Origin of the sequence: Pedobacter endophyticus, assembly GCF_015679185.1 — a bacterium.
In the GTDB taxonomy this organism is placed as follows: Bacteria; Bacteroidota; Bacteroidia; order Sphingobacteriales; family Sphingobacteriaceae; genus Pedobacter; species Pedobacter endophyticus.
This window is the reverse complement of record NZ_CP064939.1, coordinates 206,758-231,832: the sequence shown is the minus strand read 5'-3', so window position 1 is coordinate 231,832 and position 25,075 is coordinate 206,758. Positions and strand designations below refer to the sequence as shown.

Annotated in this window: 21 protein-coding genes; 12 read left to right on the top strand and 9 right to left on the bottom strand. The window is 41.5% G+C overall.

Annotated elements, in window-relative coordinates; genetic code table 11:
* Nucleotides 1-78: 78 nt before the first annotated feature.
* On the top strand, nucleotides 79-414 hold the full coding sequence (locus IZT61_RS01040) for a MerR family transcriptional regulator (protein WP_056870367.1): 336 nt from the start codon (nucleotides 79-81) through the stop codon (nucleotides 412-414).
* A 73-nt stretch (nucleotides 415-487) separates the two neighbouring features.
* On the opposite strand, the gene IZT61_RS01035 is transcribed toward IZT61_RS01040, so the two are convergent.
* Nucleotides 488-757 (bottom strand): type II toxin-antitoxin system RelE/ParE family toxin, encoded by a 270-nt coding sequence (locus IZT61_RS01035; RefSeq protein ID WP_196099361.1) that lies wholly within the window; start codon nucleotides 755-757, stop codon nucleotides 488-490.
* Nucleotides 757-972, bottom strand: a complete 216-nt coding sequence (locus IZT61_RS01030; protein WP_196099360.1) for a hypothetical protein — start codon at nucleotides 970-972, stop codon at nucleotides 757-759. The genes IZT61_RS01035 and IZT61_RS01030 overlap by 1 nt, the downstream gene beginning before the upstream one ends.
* Nucleotides 973-1,092: 120 nt before the next feature.
* On the opposite strand from IZT61_RS01030, the gene IZT61_RS01025 reads away from it, so the two are divergent.
* The 6 genes from IZT61_RS01025 (at nucleotide 1,093) to IZT61_RS01000 (ending at nucleotide 9,843) form a co-directional block, all read left to right on the top strand.
* On the top strand, nucleotides 1,093-1,893 hold the full coding sequence (locus IZT61_RS01025) for a hypothetical protein (protein WP_196099359.1): 801 nt from the start codon (nucleotides 1,093-1,095) through the stop codon (nucleotides 1,891-1,893).
* Entirely contained in the window at nucleotides 1,883-3,913 is a 2,031-nt protein-coding gene (locus IZT61_RS01020) for a helix-hairpin-helix domain-containing protein (protein WP_196099358.1), read from the top strand. Before IZT61_RS01025 ends, IZT61_RS01020 begins: the two co-directional genes overlap by 11 nt.
* Nucleotides 3,914-3,937: 24 nt before the next feature.
* Nucleotides 3,938-6,025 (top strand): ComEC/Rec2 family competence protein, encoded by a 2,088-nt coding sequence (locus IZT61_RS01015; protein ID WP_196099357.1) that lies wholly within the window; start codon nucleotides 3,938-3,940, stop codon nucleotides 6,023-6,025.
* Nucleotides 6,026-6,092: 67 nt separating this feature from the next.
* Nucleotides 6,093-6,869: an enoyl-CoA hydratase/isomerase family protein gene (locus IZT61_RS01010; RefSeq protein WP_196099356.1), complete on the top strand. Its 777-nt coding sequence runs from the start codon at nucleotides 6,093-6,095 to the stop codon at nucleotides 6,867-6,869.
* Nucleotides 6,870-6,893: 24 nt separating this feature from the next.
* Nucleotides 6,894-7,577: a DUF4412 domain-containing protein gene (locus IZT61_RS01005; RefSeq protein WP_196099355.1), complete on the top strand. Its 684-nt coding sequence runs from the start codon at nucleotides 6,894-6,896 to the stop codon at nucleotides 7,575-7,577.
* Nucleotides 7,578-7,671: 94 nt separating this feature from the next.
* The gene (locus IZT61_RS01000) at nucleotides 7,672-9,843 is read left to right on the top strand and encodes a S9 family peptidase (RefSeq protein ID WP_196099354.1); all 2,172 of its coding nucleotides are present in this window, start codon (nucleotides 7,672-7,674) and stop codon (nucleotides 9,841-9,843) included.
* A gap of 398 nt (nucleotides 9,844-10,241) precedes the next feature.
* On the opposite strand, the gene IZT61_RS00995 is transcribed toward IZT61_RS01000, so the two are convergent.
* A complete protein-coding gene (locus IZT61_RS00995) occupies nucleotides 10,242-10,955 on the bottom strand; it encodes a DUF3307 domain-containing protein (RefSeq protein ID WP_196099353.1) in 714 nt (237 codons plus the stop codon).
* The gene (locus IZT61_RS00990) at nucleotides 10,955-11,563 is read right to left on the bottom strand and encodes a SatD family protein (protein ID WP_196099352.1); all 609 of its coding nucleotides are present in this window, start codon (nucleotides 11,561-11,563) and stop codon (nucleotides 10,955-10,957) included. The genes IZT61_RS00995 and IZT61_RS00990 overlap by 1 nt, the downstream gene beginning before the upstream one ends.
* 183 nt (nucleotides 11,564-11,746) lie before the next feature.
* On the opposite strand from IZT61_RS00990, the gene IZT61_RS00985 reads away from it, so the two are divergent.
* The 4 genes from IZT61_RS00985 (at nucleotide 11,747) to pdeM (ending at nucleotide 17,682) form a co-directional block, all read left to right on the top strand.
* Nucleotides 11,747-12,802, top strand: a complete 1,056-nt coding sequence (locus IZT61_RS00985; RefSeq protein WP_196099351.1) for a ligase-associated DNA damage response exonuclease — start codon at nucleotides 11,747-11,749, stop codon at nucleotides 12,800-12,802.
* Nucleotides 12,799-14,388, top strand: coding sequence for an ATP-dependent DNA ligase (locus IZT61_RS00980; protein WP_196099350.1), 1,590 nt, complete (start codon nucleotides 12,799-12,801; stop codon nucleotides 14,386-14,388). The genes IZT61_RS00985 and IZT61_RS00980 overlap by 4 nt, the downstream gene beginning before the upstream one ends.
* A gap of 127 nt (nucleotides 14,389-14,515) precedes the next feature.
* Nucleotides 14,516-16,993, top strand: coding sequence for a ligase-associated DNA damage response DEXH box helicase (locus IZT61_RS00975; protein ID WP_196099349.1), 2,478 nt, complete (start codon nucleotides 14,516-14,518; stop codon nucleotides 16,991-16,993).
* A gap of 50 nt (nucleotides 16,994-17,043) precedes the next feature.
* Nucleotides 17,044-17,682, top strand: a complete 639-nt coding sequence (gene pdeM, locus IZT61_RS00970; RefSeq protein WP_196099348.1) for a ligase-associated DNA damage response endonuclease PdeM — start codon at nucleotides 17,044-17,046, stop codon at nucleotides 17,680-17,682.
* Here the strand turns inward: pdeM and trxA are convergent, their stop codons facing one another.
* The 5 genes from trxA to IZT61_RS00945 all read right to left on the bottom strand — a co-directional run bounded on the left by trxA (nucleotide 17,683) and on the right by IZT61_RS00945 (nucleotide 24,137).
* The gene (trxA, locus tag IZT61_RS00965; protein WP_196099347.1) at nucleotides 17,683-17,979 is read right to left on the bottom strand and encodes a thioredoxin; all 297 of its coding nucleotides are present in this window, start codon (nucleotides 17,977-17,979) and stop codon (nucleotides 17,683-17,685) included.
* 108 nt (nucleotides 17,980-18,087) lie between these two features.
* Complete coding sequence (locus IZT61_RS00960) at nucleotides 18,088-18,702, bottom strand: hypothetical protein (protein ID WP_196099346.1); 615 nt, start codon at nucleotides 18,700-18,702, stop codon at nucleotides 18,088-18,090.
* A gap of 120 nt (nucleotides 18,703-18,822) precedes the next feature.
* Nucleotides 18,823-20,175 (bottom strand): dihydrolipoamide acetyltransferase family protein, encoded by a 1,353-nt coding sequence (locus IZT61_RS00955; protein ID WP_196099345.1) that lies wholly within the window; start codon nucleotides 20,173-20,175, stop codon nucleotides 18,823-18,825.
* A 56-nt stretch (nucleotides 20,176-20,231) separates the two neighbouring features.
* Nucleotides 20,232-21,476, bottom strand: a complete 1,245-nt coding sequence (locus tag IZT61_RS00950) for a competence/damage-inducible protein A (RefSeq protein WP_196099344.1) — start codon at nucleotides 21,474-21,476, stop codon at nucleotides 20,232-20,234.
* A gap of 3 nt (nucleotides 21,477-21,479) precedes the next feature.
* Nucleotides 21,480-24,137 (bottom strand): putative LPS assembly protein LptD, encoded by a 2,658-nt coding sequence (locus tag IZT61_RS00945; protein ID WP_196099343.1) that lies wholly within the window; start codon nucleotides 24,135-24,137, stop codon nucleotides 21,480-21,482.
* Between the two features lie 74 nt (nucleotides 24,138-24,211).
* Here IZT61_RS00945 and IZT61_RS00940 point away from each other — a divergent pair, with 74 nt between their 5' ends.
* Nucleotides 24,212-25,072, top strand: coding sequence for an N-acetylmuramoyl-L-alanine amidase family protein (locus IZT61_RS00940; protein ID WP_196101176.1), 861 nt, complete (start codon nucleotides 24,212-24,214; stop codon nucleotides 25,070-25,072).
* The last annotated feature ends 3 nt before the right edge of the window (nucleotides 25,073-25,075 follow it).

The window sequence follows — 25,075 nt, the reverse complement described above, 5'->3', positions numbered from 1 at the left end:
ACGTTATTAAGGAAAAATCGAGTTACATTTGAATACTTTAATTAACCGATATAAAACACTCATAATCAAGCACAAATTATGCCGTATAAAGAAAGAGACATTAATAAAATGTATTATACCATGGGCGAGGTGACTGAAATGTTTAACGTAAACGCATCGCAGATCCGTTTTTACGAAAAGGAATTCGATATTCTTCAGCCTAAGAAAAACAAAAAGGGCAACCGATTATTTACTCCGGAGGACATTGAAAATCTGAAGATTATTTTCAATTTGGTCGACGAGAAAGGCTTTACTTTAAAAGGCGCTAAAGAGTACTTAAAAAATAATAAATCGGACGTAAAAGAGAACCAGAAAATTATCGATTCATTGGAAAAATTAAAGGGATTTTTAGTGAATTTGGCGCAGGAACTGTAGTTGTTTTTTTTATTTGAGACAGTTGTAAATATAAGAAGCTGCTCGATTAATTGCCTCTCCAGGCGTTCTGTTGTTAATACACTTCATCATGATTACCAATATCAACCAGCACAGCTTTAACGGGCTTATCACTTGTAAAATAAAACACTACTCGTAAATCGTATTCAATAGAAAAGCTCCATGAGCCTTTGAGTTTTCCTGAAAGTTTATGTGTTTTTAATTTCGGATTAAACGGGTCTTCAGTAAAATAATTTAATTTAATCCAGAACGCGGTTTCGACAGGTTTGTTAAGGACACGCTTTTTAAATGCTTTTTTAAAAGGTTCGCTGAACGCAACTTCCATTATACCATTCTTTTTAACTCAGTAATATCCGAAGAAAATTTGAGCGAACCATTTTTAAGCGCCTTTTTCGAAGCCTTGATGTTCTTTGTAATTTCATCTCTTCGCGAATCAGCAATATTGTGTTCAAGAAGTTCTTTCAGCTCTAACCTATCTTCCAAAGGCAAACTGTACATCGTATCAACAAGCGTATTGAAATCAACATTTAATTCATCCATATTTCAAATTTAACCAATTAATATCTTAAACACAACCTTTTTAATTTGGATTTAATTTTCATATATTAGATCAATTAAAGAACAATCACTCCTATTTTTTTAACGGCTTAACGCTCTTTTATGAAAATTTGGATTGTATTGTTACTTTTTTTTGCCCCGATTTATTTGCCTGCCCAAAACAATTTAGGGCCTCGCTTAACGGCTATGGGCAACAATGGCGCTGCCGTTACTGATATTTGGTCGTTACAGGTCAATCCATCGGCAATTACCTCAATTGATCGGCCTGCCGCTGCCATAAACTACATCAAACATCTTTTCAGCAATGAAATTAGCACCCAGGCCCTGGTTGCAGTTTTCCCATTTAAAAACAATTTTATGGGCGCCAGTTTTCAGCGCTACGGCTTTTCTGAATACAACGAAAGCAAAGTAGGTTTGGCCTACGCGAAAAAGTTTGGCAATAAACTGTCTATCGCTTTAAACGGCAATTACCATCAGTTAAAAATCGCGAACTACGGATCGTCAACGGGCTTTTCGATAGATGTCGGAGCGCTTTATCAATTCAATAACCAGTTTACGTTCGGTGCTTTTGTCAGCAATCCATCGAGGCAAAAGTTCAACAGCGAAATCATTGCTTCCGAAATTGCAAGTTCATTTGGAGCGGGCGTCAGTTATTTAGCTTCAGATAAAGTTTTAATTGCAACAACCATCACGAAAATACTTCACCGGGCCATAGATGTGAGCGTGGGAATCGATTATAAAATTATCGATTTGCTGAGTTTACGCGGCGGTTTAAGCAGCCAACCATTTAAGCAGTATGCAGGCTTTGGGCTGAACTTTAGAAAACTTCTTTTAGATATGGCAACAACTTATGATGCCAATCTCGGCTATGCACCTCAAATCGGTCTCGGATATGCGTTTTAGGCTATTAACAATTTTATTGATGATGGTGGGTTTACTTTCGGACGCACAAACCAATGAACCAGAAAATGATTTAAGAGATATTTTAGAAAGCGTTGCCGAAAATCTTCCTGACGATTACGACATGACTGAATTGGTTGATGTTTTAATGCGGTTTAAAAAACACCCGATTAATTTAAACAACACATCGGCAGACGAATTAAAGCTGTTGGTTTTCCTGTCTCCGTTACAAATCAGCAACTTTTTTGCCTATACCAAGGAAAACGGGCAATTTGTTGATGTGCTGGAATTACAAAGTATTGATGGTTTTGATGTTCGAACGGTTCAAAGTTTGTCGCCATTTGTTACGCTTAATGCCGCTACCGAATATTCAAAACTCACGCTTAAGAATATGATCAACTTTGGCGAAAACGACTTATTAATGCGTTACGGCCGGATATTGCAGACGCAAAAAGGTTTTACCGACCTGCCCGGGAATCGGTATCTGGGCACGCCAGAAAAGTTTCAAACGCGTTATCGCTATCATTTTGGAACAATTGCGTCGGCTGCTGTTACGCTGGAAAAGGATGCCGGCGAGAAATTCATTGCCAAGCCGTTCGATTTTTTCTCGGGCAACATTGCGCTCTACAAACTGGGGCGGGTAAAAAAACTGGTCATTGGCGATTACATTTTACAGTTTGGGCAAGGTTTAACTATGTGGTCGGGCTTTGCCTTTGGCAAAGGGCCGGAGGTTACCAGCGTAGCTAAAAAAGATTTGGGCTTACGGCCCTACACATCTACCAACGAATATTCTTTCTTAAGAGGCATTTCGGCCACTGTCAACTTATTTAAGGATATCGACATCACGCCTTTCGTTTCTTTCAGAAAATTAGATACCAGCCAGGCGTTGGATATAAATGGAAATTTAGTACAGGCTACGGTCAGTCAGGCGGGTTATCATCGAACACCATCCGAAATTGAAAATAAAAATTCGCTGAGCCAACAGGTGCTGGGCGCAACCATTCAATACACCAAAAACGATCTTGTTATTGGCACTATTGCCTACCACAGTAAGTATGGCAACAGCTTTATACCGCAGAAAGCCGTGTACGATCAGTTTAGCTTTACGGGAAGCTCGCTAACTAATTTAGGCGCATACTATAACTACACCTACAAAAACGTTTACTTTTTTGGTGAGGCCGGAAAAAGCCTGAACAGTGGCTTCGCCTATGTAAATGGTGCGTTAATTAGCTTATCGCCCACGGTTTCGGCAGCCCTAACCTATAGAAATTATGCCAGAAATTACCATAGTTTTTTTAATCAGGCATTAGCAGAGGCCAGCGAGGCGGTAAACGAAAAAGGTTTGTACGCCGGTTTAAATATTATACCCAACAAGCGTTGGTCGTTTTCTTTTTACGGCGATTATTTCCGTTTTCCGTGGTTAAAATACAGGGTTGATGCGCCATCAAAAGGCTACGAAGTTTTAGGTCAGGCCGTTTATACCCCTACCAAAACATTTAAGGTGTTAGCACGATTCAGAACCGAGAACAAACAACAAAACACCGATTTAAATGTGCCAATAAACTTTCTTGATGATGTAAAAAAGGAAAATTACCGCGTAGAAGTTGGCTGGCAGCTAAATGATATCTGGAGTTTTCAAAACCGTGCCGAGGTTTCGCAATACAAAAAAGGCAATGCCAATAGCGAATTTGGTTACCTGATTTATCAAGACGTGGCATTTTCTCCCATGTTTTCTAAAATTACGGGCAACCTTCGAATAGCCTATTTCGATACACCAAGTTACAACAGCAGAATTTATGCCTATGAAGACGACGTACTCTACAGCTTTGCTTTCGGCGTTTACAGCGGAAAAGGCTTTAGAAACTACATTAACCTGAAGTATAGCATTACCAAAAAACTAAACGTTTGGGCCCGGTACGCCATGTTCATTTACCAGAATGTGAAAACCGTAGGAAACTACCTTGATGAAATACAGGGAAATAAAAAATCAGAAGTGAAGATTCAATTAAGGTATCAGTTTTAAACTTGGGAAATTTTAAGTAAGTTAATGTTTAAGGCAGAATACATTTTTGTAAGAATTCTCATTCCGTTTTTATTCGGTATCAGTGCTTTTTATTCCTATCCAAATTTACTGATTTCCAAATTGTTGGCCATTATAACGACCCTTCTCTTTCTCTTAATTATAACCATAAACATCAGCTACAAAAAGCTGAATGGTTATCGGTTTAAGGGCGTAACAGGCATACTGATTCTGCTATTCTTTTTCTTCTTTGGCGGGTTGGTTTGCCTGTTAAAAAACGAAACGCTTAAATCGGACTATTTTGCTAAAAGACATTACACCTATCTAAAAGTTTGGGTAAACGATGAGCCTCAGCAAACCAACGATATACTCAGATTTAAAGCAAGCGTGGTTTCGGGCTACGAAAATTCAAGGCAAATCAAGCTAAGCGGTAAATTATTGGTGGCATTAAAGGTAAACAGCGCTGAACCAGTTCACTTAAAATATGGCGATGAACTTATTATCTCCGCGAATTACGCACCCATTGAGCCTCCTTACAACCCAGCCGAATTTGACTTTAAACGCTGGATGGCAGCAAAAAACATTCGTCAGCAGTGCTTTATCAATCAGAAAAACCTACTTAAGACGAATCGAAACATAGGTAACCCAATCATCAGATTTGCGCTTCGGCTGCGGAAACGTCAAATTGAAGTTTACCGACAGCTGATTAAAGATAGAGAAGCATTTTCGGTAGCCTCTACCCTAATTTTCGATTACCGAGCCGATTTGAGTAAGGAAACACTGGCTGCGTACTCCACCACCGGAACCATTCATGCCTTGTCCGTTTCAGGCAGCCACGTAGGCATTATTTTCTTTTTGTTGAATATTTGCTTTGCTTTTCTCGATAAGAACAAACACTTAAAGATATTGAAGTTCATCTTGATATGTAGCTTGATTTGGGGCTATGCGTTAATAACAGGTTTGTCGCCAACGGTTGTGCGTGCAGCAATAATGATTACCATTTTTATCGCCGCATTAACTTTTGCTAAAAACAAGAATGGGTATAACACGCTGGCTTTTGCTGCATTTTGTCAATTAGTTTACAATCCGTTTTTAATCTGGGATGTAGGCTTTCAGCTATCCTATATATCGGTTTTCGGTTTAATTTATCTCCAGCCGAAAATTTATAAATGGCTCTACATGAAGAACAAATGGCTTGATAAGGTATGGCAACTCATTGCACTTTCGTTGGCAGCACAATTGGTTACCTTTCCCCTATGCCTCTATTACTTTCACCAATTTCCGGTCTATTTTTTACTTGGAAACCTCTTTATTGCAATTCCGTTAACGGCAATTATGATTTTGGGCATGCTTGTTCTCGTCCCGTACCTGCATTGGCTCGCTCCTGTTTTCGAATGGATCATCGCATTTACCAATTCAACGTTGAAACAGATTGCCGATCTGCCCTACTCCACTTTCTCGTCGGTTTGGATAACTATTCCTGAACTGATCTTATTGATTCTGGCACTGAGCAGCCTGGTTTACGGGTTAGCAAGGTATGACAAACGGTTTCTCGCCGCATCGCTTTCCATCTACATTGTCTATTCGTCATGTACTTTATACGATGATTGGCAAGCGATGCACCAGCAGAAAATTATCTTCTTTACCTTGCGAAAAAACTACGCTGCCGCTTTTATCAAAGGCCAGAAAGCCATTTTGGTAACCGATTTATCCGCAGGCGATCGAAATTATGAGTTTTTCGTTCAACCCGCCCTCGCACAGTCCAAAATTACGGAAATCGATTTTTTGAACTTGCAAAATGATACCGCGTCCCGCAATTTTTTGAAAACCCAAAGTCAGATCATTTTTTATAATTACCATTTGCTGATAATCGATGCATCTTTCAATAATAAGAAACTTGAAGCTGGCGGAAAGTTCTCGGCGCTATGGATAACTGCCAACACCAAATTCAAGCTTGATAACATATCGAAGAAAGTAAAATATCAGTCCATTTTGATCGACGGTACGAACAAGGATTACCACATTGCACAATTTGACAATTTCGCAAAGAATAATAGCGTTGAACACCATATTTTAAAGAAAAATCCTGCATATTTGGTTTACCTAAATCAGTAAAATTGAACCATCAGGAGTCTGCTTTCTGCAAAAAGAGTAAACTTCATCGACTTAAGATTAAATTTAAATGAACACCCTCGTTTTATATAGCGTAGCGGATAGAGTTGCTACCATTACCATTAACCGGCCAGAGAAGCGAAATGCATTGAATCCGCAATTAATAGAGGCATTGACAGAAACCTTCATTTTGGCTTCTGAAGATGACGCCGTGAAAGTGGTTGTTTTAAAAGCGAACGGCGACAGCTTTAGCGCAGGAGCCGATTTGGCCTATCTTCAACAACTGCAGCACAATACTTTTGAGGAAAATGTGACTGATTCGAACAACCTGAAAAAACTTTTCACCACCATTTATTATTTACCCAAAATTGTAATTGCGCAGGTTGAGGGCCATGCCATTGCCGGCGGCTGCGGCCTGGCAACGGTTTGCGATATTATTTTCGCCACGCCAGAGAGCAACTTTGGTTACACAGAGGTTAAAATAGGCTTCGTGCCGGCTATCGTTTCGTGCTTTTTGAAACAGAAAGTTAGCGAAACCATCGCAAGCGAACTCTTATTAACGGGCAAGATTTTTAATGCCGAACAGGCGCTTCAATACAATTTAATAAATTTTGTAACAAATGCCAACGAAATTAATCAAACTGTTCAAGATTTTGCCTTAAGTTTGTGCAAGGAAAGTTCGGGTAATTCATTAATGATCACAAAGCAACTGATTACCCAAACTACCAATCCTCTTTTAGAAAAAAGCTTAGAAACAGCGGTGCAGATCAACGCTCGCGTTCGGGAAAGTTCAGATTTTAAAAAAGGTATTGAATCCTTCCTCAACAAAGAAAAAATTACTTGGTAAAACCCATTAACTAAAGAAAAAAACATGTTAAAATCAATCAAAACTAGCGTTGTTGCCCTAATATTGGTTAGCACAGCGATTATTGTTCACGCCCAGAAAAAGATTTCGGAGGGAACAATAACTTACGGCCTGGAGTATAAATTAACCGACGAACAAAAATCGGCATTGGGTGGGCAAGAACTACCAGCAGAAGTTAAGGTTAAATTTAATAACGGCCTCACAAAGATCGAAATGGAGCAGGGACCGGCGATGATCAGTATTATTTCTGACAACAATCAAAAAACAGGTTTAATTTTAGTTGATGTTCCTATTGCGCAAAAACAATATGCCGTAAAACAATCTAAAGAAGAAGTTGAAACTGCACTTGCCGGGATGGGCAAATTTTCGGATTTTAAAGCTACTGGCGAAAAACAAACAATTGCCGGTTACAGCGCCGAAAAATATACTTACAAAGATGATAAAGGTGGTGCACATGAGCTTTGGGCTACAAAAGATGTAGAGTTGCCAAACACCGGTACACAAACTTATTTCCCAGGTTTAGCTGCTTTTCCGGTAAAGTACACCATGGTGCAACGCGGAATCGAAACTGTTAACACCTTAAAAGCAATTAACGACGCCAAGGTAGGTGCAATCTCTAGCGCAGTGCCTGCAGGATACGAAGAAACCACTATGCAAGCGTTGATGTCTATGGGCGGCGGCGGCGAATAATTCACTAATTTCTGCTATTAAAGGCTTTTTAACTGCCGGCTTTTTATTTAAATTAGCCCAAAAGTTGAAAAGCCTTTTTTATTAACAAACTTATATGATTAAAAATTTATTATTCAGATTATCAATTGCCTGCATTGCACTCTGCTCGGTAATTGAGGCAAAAGCACAGGGCCTAAACTGGGCAAAAGATGGAAACTCCTACTATCAGGTGGCCAGCGGAGAGATTATTTCGGTAACACTGCCAAAAACTGAGCGTAAAACAATCGTTTCGAGAGGTTTATTAACGCCCGCCGGAAAGGATGCCCCAATCGCCGTTCGCAGTTTCCAGTTATCTGCCGATGGCACCAAAGCACTAATTTACACCAACAGCAAAAAAGTTTGGCGGTACGAGACACGTGGCGATTATTGGCTGGCCGATTTAAGCGCCAATAAAATCACCCAAATTGGTAAAGACAAGCCCGCATCGTCGTTAATGTTTGCCAAACTATCTCCAGATGGAAGCAAGGTGGCCTATGTAAGTAAACACAATTTATATGTAGAAAATGTTGATGGAACGGAAAGTAAGGCGCTAACCACCAACGGAACCGACCGAATGATTAACGGCACCTTTGATTGGGTGTACGAAGAGGAATTTGATTGCAGAGACGGTTTTAGATGGAGCCCTGATGGCAAATCCATTGCTTACTGGCAAATTGATGCAACCAGGATCAAAAATTTCCTGATGATTAACAATACCGATTCCATTTATCCATACACCATTCCGGTAGAATACCCAAAAGTTGGCGAAGATCCGTCGGCCTGTAAAGTGGGTGTGGTAGATATAGCAACAGCAACAACCAAATGGTTAAATGTTCCGGGAGATGATGTGCAGCATTACATTCCGCGGATGCAATGGGTACCAAATAGCAACGAAGTTATTTTGCAGCAGCTTAACAGAGAGCAGAACGAAAGTATTGTTTATATATGCGATGCCGCCAACGGTGCAGCGAAGCCCGTTTACACAGAAAAAGCGAAGGCTTGGATTGATGCTCAAGACGAGTGGAAATGGTTAAACGACAACAACGAATTTACCATTCAGTCTGATAAAGACGGTTGGAGTCATTTATACAGGATTAGTCGCGATGGAAAAAAAGAAACGTTGGTAACCAAAGGAAATTACGATGTTGTTGACGTAAAATTGATCGATGACAAAAATAATTATGTTTATTTCATCGCTTCGCCAACCAACGCCACGCAACGCTACTTGTACAAAACGAAGTTAGACGGTAAAGGAAAACTGGAGCAGGTTACACCGTCCATCCTACTTCCGGGAACGCACAGTTACGATATTTCTCCAAATGCTGCGTTTGCCCGCCACAGCTACAACAGCGCAACGGTAAGGCCGGTAACCGAATGGATGAATTTCACCACCGGAAATCCTTTCACTATGGACGGAAGCATTACTACCCAACTATCAAAACAAGAAGCGCCGAAAAACAAGGTTGAGTTTTTTAAAGTAACTACCGAAGATGGCGTGGAAATGGATGGCTGGATGAAAAAACCAGAAAACTTCAATCCTGCAAAAAAGTATCCCGTTGTGTTTTATGTTTACGGTGAGCCCGCCTCGTCTACGGCAGCAGATACTTACGGCGCCGGCAGAAACTGGCTATATGCCGGCGATATGGCAAAAGACGGCTACATCTATATTTCAATGGACAACCGTGGTGCGCCCGTTCCGAAAGGTACCGCCTGGAGAAAGGGAATTTACAAAAACATTGGTGTAATCAATATTCGCGATCAGGCCATGGCAGCGAAGAAACTTTTGGCCACCAATTCATTTATGGATAAAGACCGGGTAGCCGTTTGGGGCTGGAGCGGTGGCGGTTCATCAACCTTAAACCTAATGTTTCAATATCCCGAAATTTACAAAACCGGAATCGCAATTGCCGCTGTTGGCAACCAATTAACCTACGATAATATTTATCAGGAACGGTACATGGGCACCCCTTTTCCAAGTAAAGAAGCTTATGTAAAAGGCTCGCCTGTTACGTATGCAAAAAACCTGAAGGGAAATTTACTTTACATACACGGTACAGGCGATGACAATGTTCATTATCAAAATGCCGAAATGTTGATTAACGAATTGATTAAGAACAAAAAAGTTTTTCAGTTAATGAGTTATCCAAATCGTACCCACAGTATTTCTGAAGGTGAAGGAACCAGCGAGCATTTAGCGTTAACTTACACCAAGTTTTTAAGGGATAACTGCCCTCCGGGAGCGAAATAGAAATTAAATATTTTTAAAATAATTTATAGCGGGGAATCGGTTTTCGATAGCCCCGCTTTTTGTTACAAATCGTTTAAATTGAGGAGAACTTGTGCAGATACGTTTTATTCCGTCTTTGCGAAATCGACTTTTCATCGATTGAAGCAATCTTATACGAGATGTTATTCTGTGTTGGTCGAATTTGAATCTCGTCCTGGCTAGGAGAAGTTGAGACAGGCTGTTTCTATCATCGACGTTTTTCGAAAACACTACAAAAATCGTCATTTCGAGCAAAGCCGAGAAATCTTTGAACTTGGCATCAATATGCTTCAAAGATGTCTCCGTTTCACTGTGCTACATTGAAAAGACGACCAAATTTTATAATCTGCCATTGTTAGCTTAACTGGCAAATCATCAAGTTAGTGCATCACTAATCCCATCATCGCTAATGAAACAATTATCGCAATACCGAAACTTAACAACGTGCCAATTAACACATATTCGGTTAATTTTAAATCGTGGGCCTCTTTTAAATCGCCAAAACGGAAGATAGATTTGGCAGCGAGTAAAAAACCAACTGCCTCAAAATGATTGGTAAGGATAAAAACGAATATCAGTACCCGCTCTAAAATGCCGATGTACTTACCTGCATTTTGTAATGATTTCGGGCTTTCGTCATCGCTCTCCGGTAACCATTTGGCAATAATTACCTTCATAATAATAGAAGTTGGCAGGCTCAAGAACATCGCTCCGGCAATTAGTAACCAAACCTGCGTTTCATTAATAAAGCTAACGTTAATATATGCCTTATAGAAAATGTGCCAAACCAATACAATTGAGCCAAAATGAAAAAACTGATCGATAAAAAATAAGATCCTGGCATTTTTTCTTGTCTGGAGGATCGATTTTAACGCATCGATAATTAAATGAAGTATACCAATCGACAAGGCTATTTTCCAGACATTAAAGCTCATAAAAATAATAAAAATCAAAGCCACATGAACTAGAACATGCAGGTACAGTTTGCCCGATTTAAGCTTTTTTCTTTCCTTATCCTTTACCCATGATGTAGGCTGAAGAAAAAAATCTCCGATCAAGTGTGCAATAATTATTTTTATGAGATAAATTTCCATTATTTCGAAAGCATTAAGTTCAATTTTTTACGATAGAGCTGATCCATTTCCAATAGCTCCGAGTAATGGGCCCGTGTTAAAGCTTCACTTACCGACGATTGGGTTCTGCCCGACAGCGCAGCCAGTTCACTTTGTACTGCGTCTTCGTGCTCTAGGGCCAGCTTTACCATTTCTGCGGCTACCACTCCCCAGCTATCCATTGCAATTAAGGCCAGCTTAATTAAAATATTAATTTCCTCATCAAAATCTGCCCAATCAGTCTTTACAGCCAGGTTAACCTTTGCCTGTTTTAAACCATCAAATGCAGCTCCGGAGTTCACAAAAGCATCGCCACTCGATTCTGACAGCTTTTTCCGCTTACTTTTAAGGTCGCCAATGCCAATGCCCATTCTTACATCAGCAGGTTTATTTACTCGGATACAAGCTTTTATGTAAGCCGCCCATTTAATGGCGTTTTCTGGCTCAACCTCAACCTGAAAGCTATCTCCCCGATAAATTTCCCACTTGTTTTGCCCCGAAATTACTTTTAAGGCGTTTTTTAAGCTGAGCAGCCAACTGTCCTTAATTTTTCTTGAGCCTACAATATCGCCTGTCAGTATGCAAATCATAGTACAATATCGCATTAAAACACCAAATTACAAAAAAATTATCGGGTATTTATCCGATAATCGCATTTATCGGGTAATTAGCCGATATTTCAAATTATCGGGTAATTAGCCGATAATTCAAATTATCGGGTTTTTAGCCGATAATTGATTAAAACTTAAAATCGAGTTCGTTGTTTAGTAATCATGGCATTAATCGAATTTACCAAAAGAGGCATATATTGTAAGCAAGGCGATTTCTATATCGACCCTTGGTGGCCGGTAGATTATGCCGTAACAACACATGGGCACAGCGATCACGTACGCTTTGGCAACAAACATTACCTTTGCCACACGCTAACAAAGCCCATTATTAAGCGCCGCATTAGCGACGATTTAGATGTAGAAACGCTTGATTATGGCCAAAGTATCACTAGGAACGGCGTAAACATTTCGTTCCATCCTGCCGGCCATATTATTGGCTCTGCACAGGTAAGGTTAGAATATAAAGGAGAAATCTGCGTCATATCAGGCGATTATAAAACCGAAGACGACGGCATAAGCACAGTTTTTGAACCTATAAAATGCCATTCATTTGTTTCAGAAAGTACTTTTGGCCTGCCAGTGTACAAATGGCAGAAACAGGATATCGTTTTCGATAAAATCAAAAACTGGGTAGGCGATAACATTACCAATCAAAAAACAAGCATACTCATTGCCTATAGTTTGGGTAAAGCACAGCGATTGATTAAAAACCTGGCTGGCGACGTTCCGATTTATGTACACAACAGTATTGCAAACCTCAATGAAGTAATTATTGATGCAGGTGTAAACCTCCCCGAAACCATACGGATTACTCCCGAAACCACTAAAGATGAACTCCAAAAAGGAATTGTGATTGTGCCCCCGGCAATGCGGGATAGTCGTTGGATCAAAAATCTTTCTCACCCAGTTACCGGAATTTGTTCGGGCTGGATGCAGGTGCGGGCACACCGACGCTGGCAAAGTGCCGATGCAGGCTTCGCACTGAGCGACCACGCCGATTGGACAGGATTAATGGAAGCCATTACCGCTACACAAGCCGAAAAAGTTTACGTTACCCACGGCTTTACAGCAGCATTTAGCCGCTTTTTAAATGATAACGGAATAGAATCAGAAGAGGTAATGACCAGGTTTGGGCAGGAAGATGACGAGGAAAACAAAGTGGACTTAGCAGACGTTGAAAATCGTAATTCTGAAATCGAAAATATAAAATCAGAATGAAACGTTTCGCCAAATTGATTCAACAGCTCGAACTGAGCAATAAAACCAACGACAAGATTGCCGCATTGGTTGATTATTTTAACTATGCCGACGATAAGGACAAGGTTTGGGTAATTGCATTGTTTACCGGAAAAAAGCCTAAACGCCCCATTAAATCGGCGTTGATTAAATACTGGGCCATTGAAATTACCGAAACACCCGAATGGCTGTTTTCTGAAAGTTATTCAAATGTTGGCGATTTAAGTGAGACCATTGCCCTGCTCCTGCCGCCGGCCGAAAAAACTTCTGATTTTCAGTTACATAAATGGATTGAGGATTTACACGATCTTGATGGAAAAGATGATGAGACCAAAAAAGAGTTTATTCTTAATGCCTGGAACACGCTCGAAACGCAAGAACGCTTCATCTTTAATAAACTGATTTCAGGGAATTTCAGAATTGGTGTTTCTAACAAAATGCTCGTAAATGCGCTGGCAAAACAAAGCAGTTTAGATAGCGCACAAATTATGCACAGCATTATGGGCAAATGGAATCCATACGAGATTACCTTTAATGAGCTCATCAATGGCATCCATGTAAATACCGATAACTCATGGCCTTATCCGTTTTGTTTGGCCTATGCTTTAGAGCAAGAACCAGATCAATTGGGCGATATTACAGATTGGCAGGCCGAATGGAAATGGGATGGCATTCGCGGGCAAATAGTAAAACGTAACGGCGAATTATTTATTTGGAGCCGCGGCGAGGAACTGGTTACCGAGCAGTTTCCCGAATTACATTTCCTGATCGACGTTTTGCCCGATGGCGTAGTTTTAGATGGAGAAATTTTGGCCGTACAAGATAAACAGGTGCTATCCTTTAGCACTTTGCAACAACGCTTAAACCGCAAAACGATCAGCAAAAAACAGCTTGAAGATGCACCAATCGGCTTTTTTGTTTATGATATTTTAGAATTTGAAGCCAGTGATTTCCGCGAGCAGCCCCTGAGCGAAAGGAGAAAAGTGCTCGAACAACTAATTGGCAATTTGCAGGAAAGTGCTGTGGTACTTTCGCCGGTAATTAACTGTAAAAGCTGGGCAGAATTGGCCGCCCTTCGCCAAACATCACGCTCCATTAACAGCGAGGGAATAATGCTTAAAAAGCTAAGCTCACATTATCACAGCGGCAGAAAGCGTGGCGACTGGTGGAAATGGAAAATTAATCCCTACACCGTTGATGCGGTTATGATTTACGCCCAGAAAGGAAGCGGTAGACGGGCAAATTTCTTTACCGATTATACGTTTGCCGTTCGCGATGGCGAAAATCTGGTTACCATCGCCAAAGCGTATTCTGGCCTGACGGATAAGGAAATTAAGGAGGTAAACTCTTTTGTAACCAAAAATGCAATTGAAAAATTTGGCCCCGTACGAACCGTGAAGCCCGAACTGGTCTTTGAAATCGCATTTGAAGGGATTGCCGAGAGCAAGCGGCACAAAGCAGGCTTGGCGCTTCGTTTTCCGCGGATTTTGCGCTGGAGAAAAGATAAAAAAGCCGCCGAAATTAATACACTGGAAGATTTAAGGCAGTTGCTGCAATCGACTTTATAATGCTATACTTGTGGAGGCAAGAAATCTTAAAGATTGATTTCTTACGAATCCGATAGCTATCAGATCGGGACAGGCTGTGTCTCGCTACAAAGTAGCCCCTTTGGGGCAATGACGATAAAAATTAAACATGGACCAAACAAAAACCAAGGGCTACAAAAAAATTAAGCAATGGCTTAAAGCAAATGGTCGAAAGCCGTTTAAGTTTCAGGAAGATGCCTGGCAACACTATTTAAATGGATACAGCGGTCTTGTAAACGCACCAACTGGTTTTGGTAAAACATTCTCTCTATTTCTGGCCGTAGCCATCGAAGCATTGAACGCACCGGAAGCACACAGTAAAAAGGCGAAAGACCGCTTACAGTTAATCTGGATTACGCCACTTCGGTCGTTAGCAAAAGACATTGCCAGGGCCATGCGGGAAACGCTGACCGAACTGGAATTAGACTGGCATGTTGGCGTTAGAAACGGCGATACATCACAGGCTGAAAAGGCACAGCAAAAAAAATCGATGCCCGAGATTCTATTGATTACGCCAGAAAGCCTCCACCTCCTGTTGGCTCAAAAAGGTTCGTCGACGCTATTTAAAAGTTTGAAATGTATTGTTGCCGACGAATGGCACGAGCTTTTGGGCAGTAAGCGTGGCGTACTGGTAGAACTGGCCATCTCGCGTATCAAAGGATTGCAAAAAAAAGAGAAAAGTCAGTTTTTAAGGGTTTGGGGCATTTCGGCCACCATCGGAAACATTGAAGAAGCGCTGGACGTACTGGAACCCGATTCGGCGGCCAAAAGGATTATCGTAAAGGCCGATCTAGAAAAAAAGATCGTCATAAAATCCATCTTGCCCGATGATATTGAAACATTGCCCTGGGCGGGCCACTTGGGCTTAAAGTTGGCGTATAAGCTGCTGCCAATTATCGAAAAAAGTAAAACTACGCTAATTTTTATCAATACCCGCGGGCAATCGGAGATGTGGTATCAACACTTGCTCAACTTAGATCCGGAGCTGGCCGGAAGGATTGCCATCCACCACGGTTCAATTGATTTCGAGCTGAGAAACTGGATCGAGGATGCGCTGCATACCGGCCAGTTGAAAGCCGTAATTGCTACCTCCTCGCTCGATTTGGGCGTCGATTTTAAGCCTGTTGACACCGTAGTACAGGTTGGGTCGCCAAAAGGCGTGGCCCGGTTTTTACAGCGTGCGGGCCGCTCAGGCCATTCGCCGCACGAGGTTTCGAAGATATACTTTTTACCCACCCACGCCTTGGAGCTCGTGGAAGCCGCCGCAATTAAAGAGGCCGCAAAAACCAATAACATCGAAAGCAGAGAACCATTTATTATGGTGTTCGATACGCTGGTTCAGTATTTGGTAACGTTGGCTATTGGTGATGGCTTCGACGATAAAGTGATTTTTGAGGAAATCAAAAACACCCATGCTTTTAAGATGATCCTGCCTGAAGAATGGACCTGGGTAATGCAATTTATTACGTCGGGTGGCGACAGCTTAAGTGCTTATAATGAGTTTAAAAAAGTAAGCAAAGATGAAGATGGCCTTTGGAAAGTAAAGAGCCGGCAACTGGCCATGCGCCACCGCTTACACATTGGCACCATTGTAAGCGATGCTATGCTGAAAGTGAAATTCCTCTCGGGCGGTTACATTGGCATGGTTGAAGAATACTTTGTTACCAGGTTAAAGGCTGGCGACAATTTCAGGTTGGCGGGTCGGGTTCTTGAATTTGTGCACGTTAAGGATATGACGGTTATTGTGCGCAACAGCAAACAAAAAAACGCCATTTCGCCAAGCTGGAACGGTGGACGGCTTCCCCTATCCTCAAACCTGGGATCGGTATTGAGAAAAAAATACAATGAGGCGCTGGATAAGACGCATCAGGATGAAGAGCTTGATTCGGTTTATCCTTTATTCTTGCTGCAGGAGAAACGTTCTCATGTGCCGCGAAATGATGAGTTATTAATCGAGCTCATTAACAACAAAGAGGGTTTTCATCTGTTTGCCTACCCTTTTGAGGGGCGGCTGGTGCATGAAGTTTTGGCCGCCCTGGTTGCGTACCGGTTGAGCAAACTGCTGCCGATTAGTTTCTCTATCGCCATGAACGATTATGGTTTTGAACTGTTGAGCGAAACCGAGATTCCGATGGATGAATCAATTGCCTATGAAGTATTTTCTCCAAAGAATTTGGCCGAAGACATTACGCAAAGCATCAATTCAACAGAAATGGCCAGGCGAAAGTTTAGGGATATTGCCTGCATTTCTGGTCTGGTTTTTCAGGGCTACCCCGGAAAATATGTAGCAAACAAGCACCTCCAGTCATCGGCAGGTTTGTTTTTCAATGTTTTTAGCGATTATGACAAACATAATTTACTTTTGCGCCAGGCGTACGACGAAGTTTTTTATCAGCAGTTGGAAGAGCCCAGACTGGCGGCAGCGTTGGAGAGAATTCAGAACGGAGCAATCGTGATTACCAATCCGAAAAGCTTTACGCCGCTGTCGTTCCCCATAAAAGTTGATAGTTTGCGGGAAAATATGAGCTCAGAAGAACTGGAGCAACGAATTGCAAGAATGAAAGCAGAATCGGAGAAGATTAAATAAATTAACCGTTCCGTTTCTCGGGACGCTCAGGATGACATAGCATAAGATTAATGACCATTACAAGCCACGGTGAAGAACTGATTTTAGATAAAGAACGGGCTTTATATTTACCGAAACACAAACTTTTAGCCATTAGCGATTTACATCTGGGTAAATCGGCACATTTCCGTTCGGCTGGTGTACAAGTTCCGGCTACCATTGCGCAAAACGATTTACGCCGGTTGGATGTACTCCTTGCAAAATATAATCCGGACACTTTATTGATAAACGGAGATATGTTTCACCACGGCCTGAACACCGATATCGACGAATTTTCGATCTGGCGAAAGCAATACAGTCAACTGCGTTTTTTACTGGTAAAAGGAAATCACGATAGGCTAGCGCACGCAGATTACGCATCAATGCAGATAGACATCCACGAACCGAGTTTTTGTATGGGGCCGTTTTGCTTCATACATGATGCACCGAAATGTACAGAAGAAGAATTGTATCCGATTAGCGGACATATCCACCCGGGCGTAACTATTGTGGGCAAAGCAAAGCAACGGCTAAAATTTCCGTGCTTCTATTTCGGAAACGAGTACGCAGTTTTGCCAGCCTTTAGCACATTTACGGGGCTGTACAACATTTACCCTAAAAAAAACGAGAAAATATTCGCGGTTACTCCGGGTAATGTTGTTGAGGTTTAGTTAAGCATGCGAATCTATAATTTGCTTGAGCTGGGCAGCTTGTAAAACGCCACTTTGGCGCCAGATCTGTTTGCCTTGTTTAAATAGCATTAGCGTAGGAACACTTTGCACGCTATAGGCCGATGCTGCAGCCTGATTTTTGTCAATATCGACCTTAATAATAGAAACCGAATCGCCAACCTGCGATTTTAATTGTTCTAAAATGGGTTTCATCATTTTGCAAGGACCGCACCACTCTGCAAAAAAATCTACCAGAACGGGTTTGTCACCATTTATTAATTCCGAAAACTTGGCCATAATTTTAATCTTTGTTTAAAAACAGCAACAATCTAAAATGGTTTTCTACAAAGAAGTCAAGTTTTTGAAACTTGACTTCTTATCTGATAATAATAGTAAAGGCTTGACTTAGTTAACCTTTACAAACTCTCCGTCCAACGCCCCTACCCAGTTATCAAACAGGGCTTTTTCTATCTTGATCACCTCGGCGGCATGGTTTTCCCAATCGTTACAAAAGCCAACCAGTTGATTTATCATTTCTTCGAGGTGCCCTTCTTCTTCAAGGATAATGGATTTAACATTTACTTTGCTTTTAGCCTCGTCTAAAACTGTTTGGTACACTGGGTAAAGCTCATCTGCACGCACTTCGATCGCATAAGTAACAAATAAATAGGCGGCAAACTTTAGCTCGTAACCCGAAAGCTTAAACTTGTTTTTGAGGTACCTGCAAACCGCGATATCTAAGGCGTGTAAATAATATTTGGTTTGATTTGGCGAAAGCAATTCGGCATTGGTGTAGGTTTTACACAAGTCGTCGCTTAGTTTTGATATTTGTTTTTTTAGATAATAAGCATGACGATGCTCTTCAGCAGCATGCTTAAGAATAATCAGGTTTACGTTTTCTTTATGCTCCGATGCCGAGATTTTTTTGGCACCAGCATTTTCCATATACGATAAGGTATTTAACCATTTGGCATGCAATACATGATCGTCAACTATCGATTTTAATATTGATTCTAACATTTTTAGATTGGTTAACCGTTTAATTATTTGAAAGTCATCCGATGAATATATGCGGTATGCCGATATTCATCGGATGACTATAATGTTCCTTCTTTGTTAACTTGTTAACTAAAAAACGGCCTAAATTTCCCTGTTTAAATCCCAGCTTTCGAGATAATCGGCCACTCTCCTTACAAACATACCGCCTAATGATCCATCTACCACACGATGATCGTACGACAATGACAGGAACATCATATGGCGAATGGCAATTACGTCGCCGTGCTCGGTTTCTAAAACAGCGGGTTTCTTTTTAATGGCACCTACGGCTAAAATGGCAACCTGTGGCTGATTGATAATCGGTGTTCCCATTACATTACCGAAAGAGCCAACGTTGGTTAGCGTAAATGTGCCAGCTTGTGTTTCGTCTGGCTTCAACTTCGACATTCGGGCCCGGCTTGCCAAATCGTTCACAGCCTTGGTTAAACCCACCAAATTTAATTGATCGGCGTTTCTAATTACGGGAACAATCAGGTTTCCACTCGGCAAAGCAGCCGCCATGCCAATGTTAATATCGCGTTTTTTAACGATTTGTGTTCCGTTTACCGAAACATTAATCATTGGGAAGTCTTTAATTGCTTTGGCAACTGCTTCTACAAAAATCGGCGTAAAAGTGATCTTTTCGTTTTCGCGTTTTTCGAAACTGCTCTTCACCTTATTACGCCATAAAACCATATTAGTAACATCGGCCTCTACAAACGAAGTTACGTGCGGCGAGGTTGCCTTGCTCATCACCATGTGATCGGCAATAAGTTTACGCATCCTGTCCATTTCAATAATTTCGTCACTTCCGCTTACGCTTGTTGTTTGGGTTTTATTTGCTGGCTGGGTTGCTTCGCTCTTCGTGTTATTCGAGCTTTCGACCACCGGTGGTGGTGGTGGCGGAACGAGCTCTACAACCGCTTTTTTAACGGCGGAGTCTCCTTTGTTAGCGATATAATTCAATAAATCGTCTTTAGTTAAACGCCCATCGGCCCCAGAACCCTTAATGGAATCGAGTTCTTCAATGGTGATGTTTTCTTGTGCTGCAATACTTTTTACCAGGGGAGAATAAAAGCGATCAGACGAAGAAAAGTCGACCTGGGCAGCGGGATTTTCCGTTGGCAACTGTTCGATACCGGGAATTGGTTGAGGTTTTTCTTCAACGATCGGCGCTTGCTTAGCTGGCTCTTCAGCTTTTTCGTTGCTTCCATCTGCTGTTTCAATAATAGCAATAACATCGCCTACCTGCGCAACATCATTTTCCTGAAACAATTGCTTTACCAGTTTACCGGCAACCGGCGATGGTACTTCAGAGTCGACCTTATCGGTTGCGATTTCCAAAATCGTATCATCTAAATCAATAGAATCGCCGATTTGCTTTACCCACTTAATCACCGTTGCTTCTGCAACACTTTCACCCATTTTTGGTAACAATAGTTCGTATTGAGCCATATTAAATTACAGTATTATGTATTGGTAACGCAGCAAAAATACGGTTTTTATTCGTTCTAAAGGTCTTCTTTAAGTAGATTTAACAATAGATTAAGGGCTGCAGATGCCGATCTTTCGATATTTTGAATGCGTTTGTTGCTGAAATTAAACACTTTAGCAACAGTTTTGTGTTTCGACGAAACTGCGATCCATACGGTACCCACGGGCTTATCTTCCGTGCCACCATCGGGCCCTGCTATTCCGCTTACTGCAATAGCATAATCGGTTTTAAAGTGCTTAACGGCACCTTCGGCCATTTCTGTAACCGTTTCTTCGCTTACGGCGCCGAATGTGGCCAGTGTTTTTTCGTTTACCCCTAAAATGGATGCTTTCAACTCGTAGGCGTAAGCTACTGCCCCGCCCCAATAAACTGATGAACAGCCAGGATGTTGTGTAATTAAATGGGCAATATAGCCTCCGGTGCAGCTTTCGGCGGTAGATAAGGTTAAACCTCGCTCTTTCATTACATTTAAAATGGCCTTTTCGAGTGGAATGTCTTCATCAATCACTACAAATTTGTCGACCTTTGCGATGATCGCCTTTGCGTAAACCTCAACCTCTGCCCTTAAGGTCAATTCATCTTCGCCTTTGGCCGATAAGCGCAAACGCACCTGCCCCAGCTTGGGTAAATAAGCCAGTTTAATGTGGGCGGGCAAGCGGTCTTCTACCTCTTCAATTTCTTTTGCAAGGAACGATTCGCCGATGTTGGCCGTTAAAATGGTTTTATGAATGATGGACGGCAATTTGAGTCGAGATTTGATTCTGGGCAAAATTTCATCGTCCATCAGGTACATCATTTCGTAAGGTACACCAGGCATCGAAACAAAAATTTTGTCGTTTTGCTCAAACCACATACAAGGTGCGGTTCCATTCCGATTTACAATAACCTCGCAGCCATCGGGCACATCGGCCTGCTGCATGTTAATATCAATCAATGGTCGTTTGTATTTTTCGAAAATCTGGCGCACCATTTCCAGTGCTGCTTCATCTCTGCGAAAGCCCATTCCAAAGTATTTGGCCAGCGTTTTCTTGGTGATATCATCTTTTGTAGGGCCCAGGCCTCCGGTTATTAAAATGATATCGGCACGCTGTTCCGCATCTTTGAGGGTCTGTAAAATATGTGCCTCATCGTCAGAAACCGAGGTAACCTGTTTAACAGAAACTCCGATCAAATTCAACTGGTTTGCCATCCAGGCAGAATTGGTGTCGACGATTTGACCAATAAGAATCTCATCGCCTATGGTTATGATTTCAGCTAGCATAATTTACTGATAGGTACTGTAATAACCTTGTCTTTTGCTCAATTTCAAATCCTGTAATATCGATGCCTTAACTTTTATGGTAATCGAATAACTTTTGTAAGCCCCGTAAGGCACCCAGTTTACGCTCATGTCCCAGCAGTGCAAATCGCGATAAATTGCCAGGTTCATTGGCGTTAAACTACTGGTTCTGAAATCGAAACCCGAGTTAAAGGTAACTTTCCACTTGGGCGTTAAGTTAACATCGCCATTAAAATTCAGCGTATTAGAAAGTACGGTATTGTTGCCGTCGTTGGTGTATTGAAAACTATAGGCAATTGAAAAATTCCATGGAATATTAAAATCGACAAAGGCGTTAGGATCGCGGCTGATTGCGGCAAGTTGTTCTGACTGGATATCGTTTAAGCCCTTTTTATTTGCTGCATCACCCAGTTTATCGTTTACTTCGTTCTTTCGCTTCAAGGCCTCGGGATTTAAGCTGTAATCGAAAGAAAAACCGAAGTTTGTAAGGCGTGGAAGAATTTTACCTTCTTGAAAGAAATATCTATCTCTTCTGATCAAACGGCCTGTACCCAGCGTATCGAGCCCAAGTGCATACGGATCAAATGTTCCGTTGTAGTTGATTCCCAATTTGTCGGTAAACTGCGATCGGCCGCTGAAGCCAATGGTTGATAATTTGTAAGAAGTTGCCAGAAAATTATACGATCCGTTGAAGCTCAAACCCTGAATAATCGGAATCTTTTTGGATCCGGTGCCTGTGGTATCTCCTTTCGATCGGACTTTCAGTTCCACCGTGTTATCTACGCCAAACCCGATGGAGGCGCTGGGCCCACCGAATGACCCGGGTTGGGCCATACCTTCGAAAATAGAATAGGTGATGGGAATGCCATTGGTTGTAATTCGGCTTCCATTTTGATCTACAGCAGCATTAAAGGGCCCTGAACCCGCTTTGGTGAAATCGGGAGAATAAGAGAACGAAACACTTGGTGTAATCACATGGCGCATGGCCTGTATTTTGCCGGCAGGATTAAAATCCCTACGGCCATAAATCTTGGTCGACATGCTTGTAGAAAGGTTGTAACTGCCAGCCCGTCTAAATCCGCTTAACGTATCTTCTCTAAATGTGTAGGTATTATCGGCAAACGAAGTGTAGGTTCTGTTAATGTGCTGAAAGTTCCAAACCTCGTTATATGTACCACCCAGGCTAAAGTTGAGGTATTTAAGTGCGGTAAACGACATGTTTATGGGAATGTTGTGGGCAAAACCGCTCCTCAATCGCTTCAAACCATCGTTGCTAAATAAAATACTGTCGTAAGTATCGATCCTGTTTGTACCCTGCAAACTGTAACCAACGGTAATTTTCTGATACCATTTCTGCTCATTAACGCGGGTTTTCGAATCGAAAGGATTAAATGTGGGCACGTTGAATGTCATTTCTGGTAAACGAACGGAAATTGCGCCTGAACTAATTGTTTGATCACTCGAGGCACCCAACGAAAAGTTCATTCCGTTCGCATAGGCCTTTGCATAGTTGATACCACTACTTGTGGTACTGGTGGCAATGGCATTAATATCGTAAGTTGTTCCTGCTGCAGTATTCTTATAATAACCGTTTCGGCCTGTTGAAACCAGCCTTACCTGTGCGCTAAAGGTTGTTCCGGGATTGGCGTTTGCGTTTTGGCTGTGGCTCCAGGCAATGCTAAAGTTCTTTGTAGGATTTGCAAATGCCTCCGTTCCCTCAAGACCATCTTTAAAGCTTGCATAGGCCAAATTGATGTTCCCGCTGTATTTATATCGCTTGGTGTAATTACTCAGCAAGCTCGTTTCGTATGATCCGTTGGTGTAAATAGACCCCTGAAACCGGGCATCCCAGTAATCGTTTAAACCGAGATAATAGCCACCGTTTTGTAAGAAAAATCCCCGTGTTGCATCCTCACCCGGCGTAGGCAAAATAAAGCCCGAAGTACGCTTGTTCGGTTTGGGGAAAAAGGCAAAGGGAAGTGCAAATGGAGTTGGAATATCTTCAATAATCATGTAAACAGGACCGGTAATCACCTGCTTCTCGGTAACCACCCCTTTCGATATCATTAAGCCAAAATGTGGATGTGGCAAATTACAGGTGCTGTACATCACATTTTTAACGTGTACCTCGTCGTCTATTTGCTTTTTACTTTGCCCGCCAGATAAAAATCCGCCCTCCTGCTCAGAAAAAACGCCATAAACTTTAGCTCTTGTGGTTGTAGCGTTATAAAATATCGAATCGGCAATTGCGGTGCCTTCCGTACCCGATTTAAAAATTGGCCTGCCGGCATATCTTCCGGTTTTAGGATCGTTCAAACCCTTGGCAAAAATTGTGCTGTTTTTCTGATCGTATTTAATGTATTCTGCATCCAGCTCGAAGTCGCCATAGATAACCCTCGCATTTCCATACAGATAGACAATGCTTTTGTCTTTACTAAATTTTACAGAATCCTTCGCTTTGTATTCAACTTTCTGATCAAGACTGCTATTATTCTTCCCTCCGGTCTTTGTTGTATCCTTCTTGGTTGTGTCTTGTTGAATAATTTGCTGTAATGAAATGTTAGAAATTGCGTTAGCTTTACTAACACCAAGTGTTAATAAAATGACAGGAATTAGTAAAATAGAGCTCTTAAGAAGTTTCAAATTCGTATTTGAATGTTATTTTTGCACAAATGTTTAATCAAAAACGTTCAAAATTAGTGAAAAATATACCATTGATGTATCTTAAATCCATTTTAACATTTATTATTTGTTCAGTCTTATTAAATACCATTGATAATCAAGCCGTTGCGCAATACAAAATCAAAACAATTGTTATTGATGCTGGTCACGGAGGCAAAGATGGCGCCACCCACGGTCTGTATTCGAGAGAAAAAGATGTTGCCTTAAAAACTGCCCTGAATCTGGGCAAGGCGCTTCAAGACAGCTTAAAAGATATCAAAGTGATTTACACGAGACAAACGGATGTTTTTATTCCGCTTTACGAGCGAATCAATATCGCTAACGAGGCTAAAGCCGATTTGTTTATCTCCATACACTTAAATGATATGCCGGTTCGTAGCAGCCGCGTGGTAAGTTATTATAAAAAAGTACGTGGTAGAAAGGTGCCCGTTTATAAAACTGTAACCTCTAAAAGCACTTCGACCCGGGGAACGGAGACTTTTGTATCGGGTACAGGCCGGTTGGGCGAACAAGACGAAGTAATCAAAAGAGAGAACGCGGCGATGTTTTTAGAAGATAATTATCAGAAAAACTACGAAGGCTTTATTGCGAACACGCCAGAGAACGACATTATGCTTTCGCTAATGAAACAAACGAACCGCGAACGGAGTTTAAAATTCGCTTCGATGCTGCAACAAGAATACATCAACAATGGCAGAATTAATCGTGGTGTGCAAGAAAAAAGCCTGGCGGTATTGGCGAGGGCTTCTATGCCAGCCGTTTTAACTGAAATCGGTTTTATCAGTAATCCCGATGAAGAAAATTATATGAACTCGCCTGAAGGGCAGGATGAAATTGTAAGCGGAATTATCAAGGCCATTAAAAATTATAAACGCATTGCAGAGACCTCTTTCTAAATA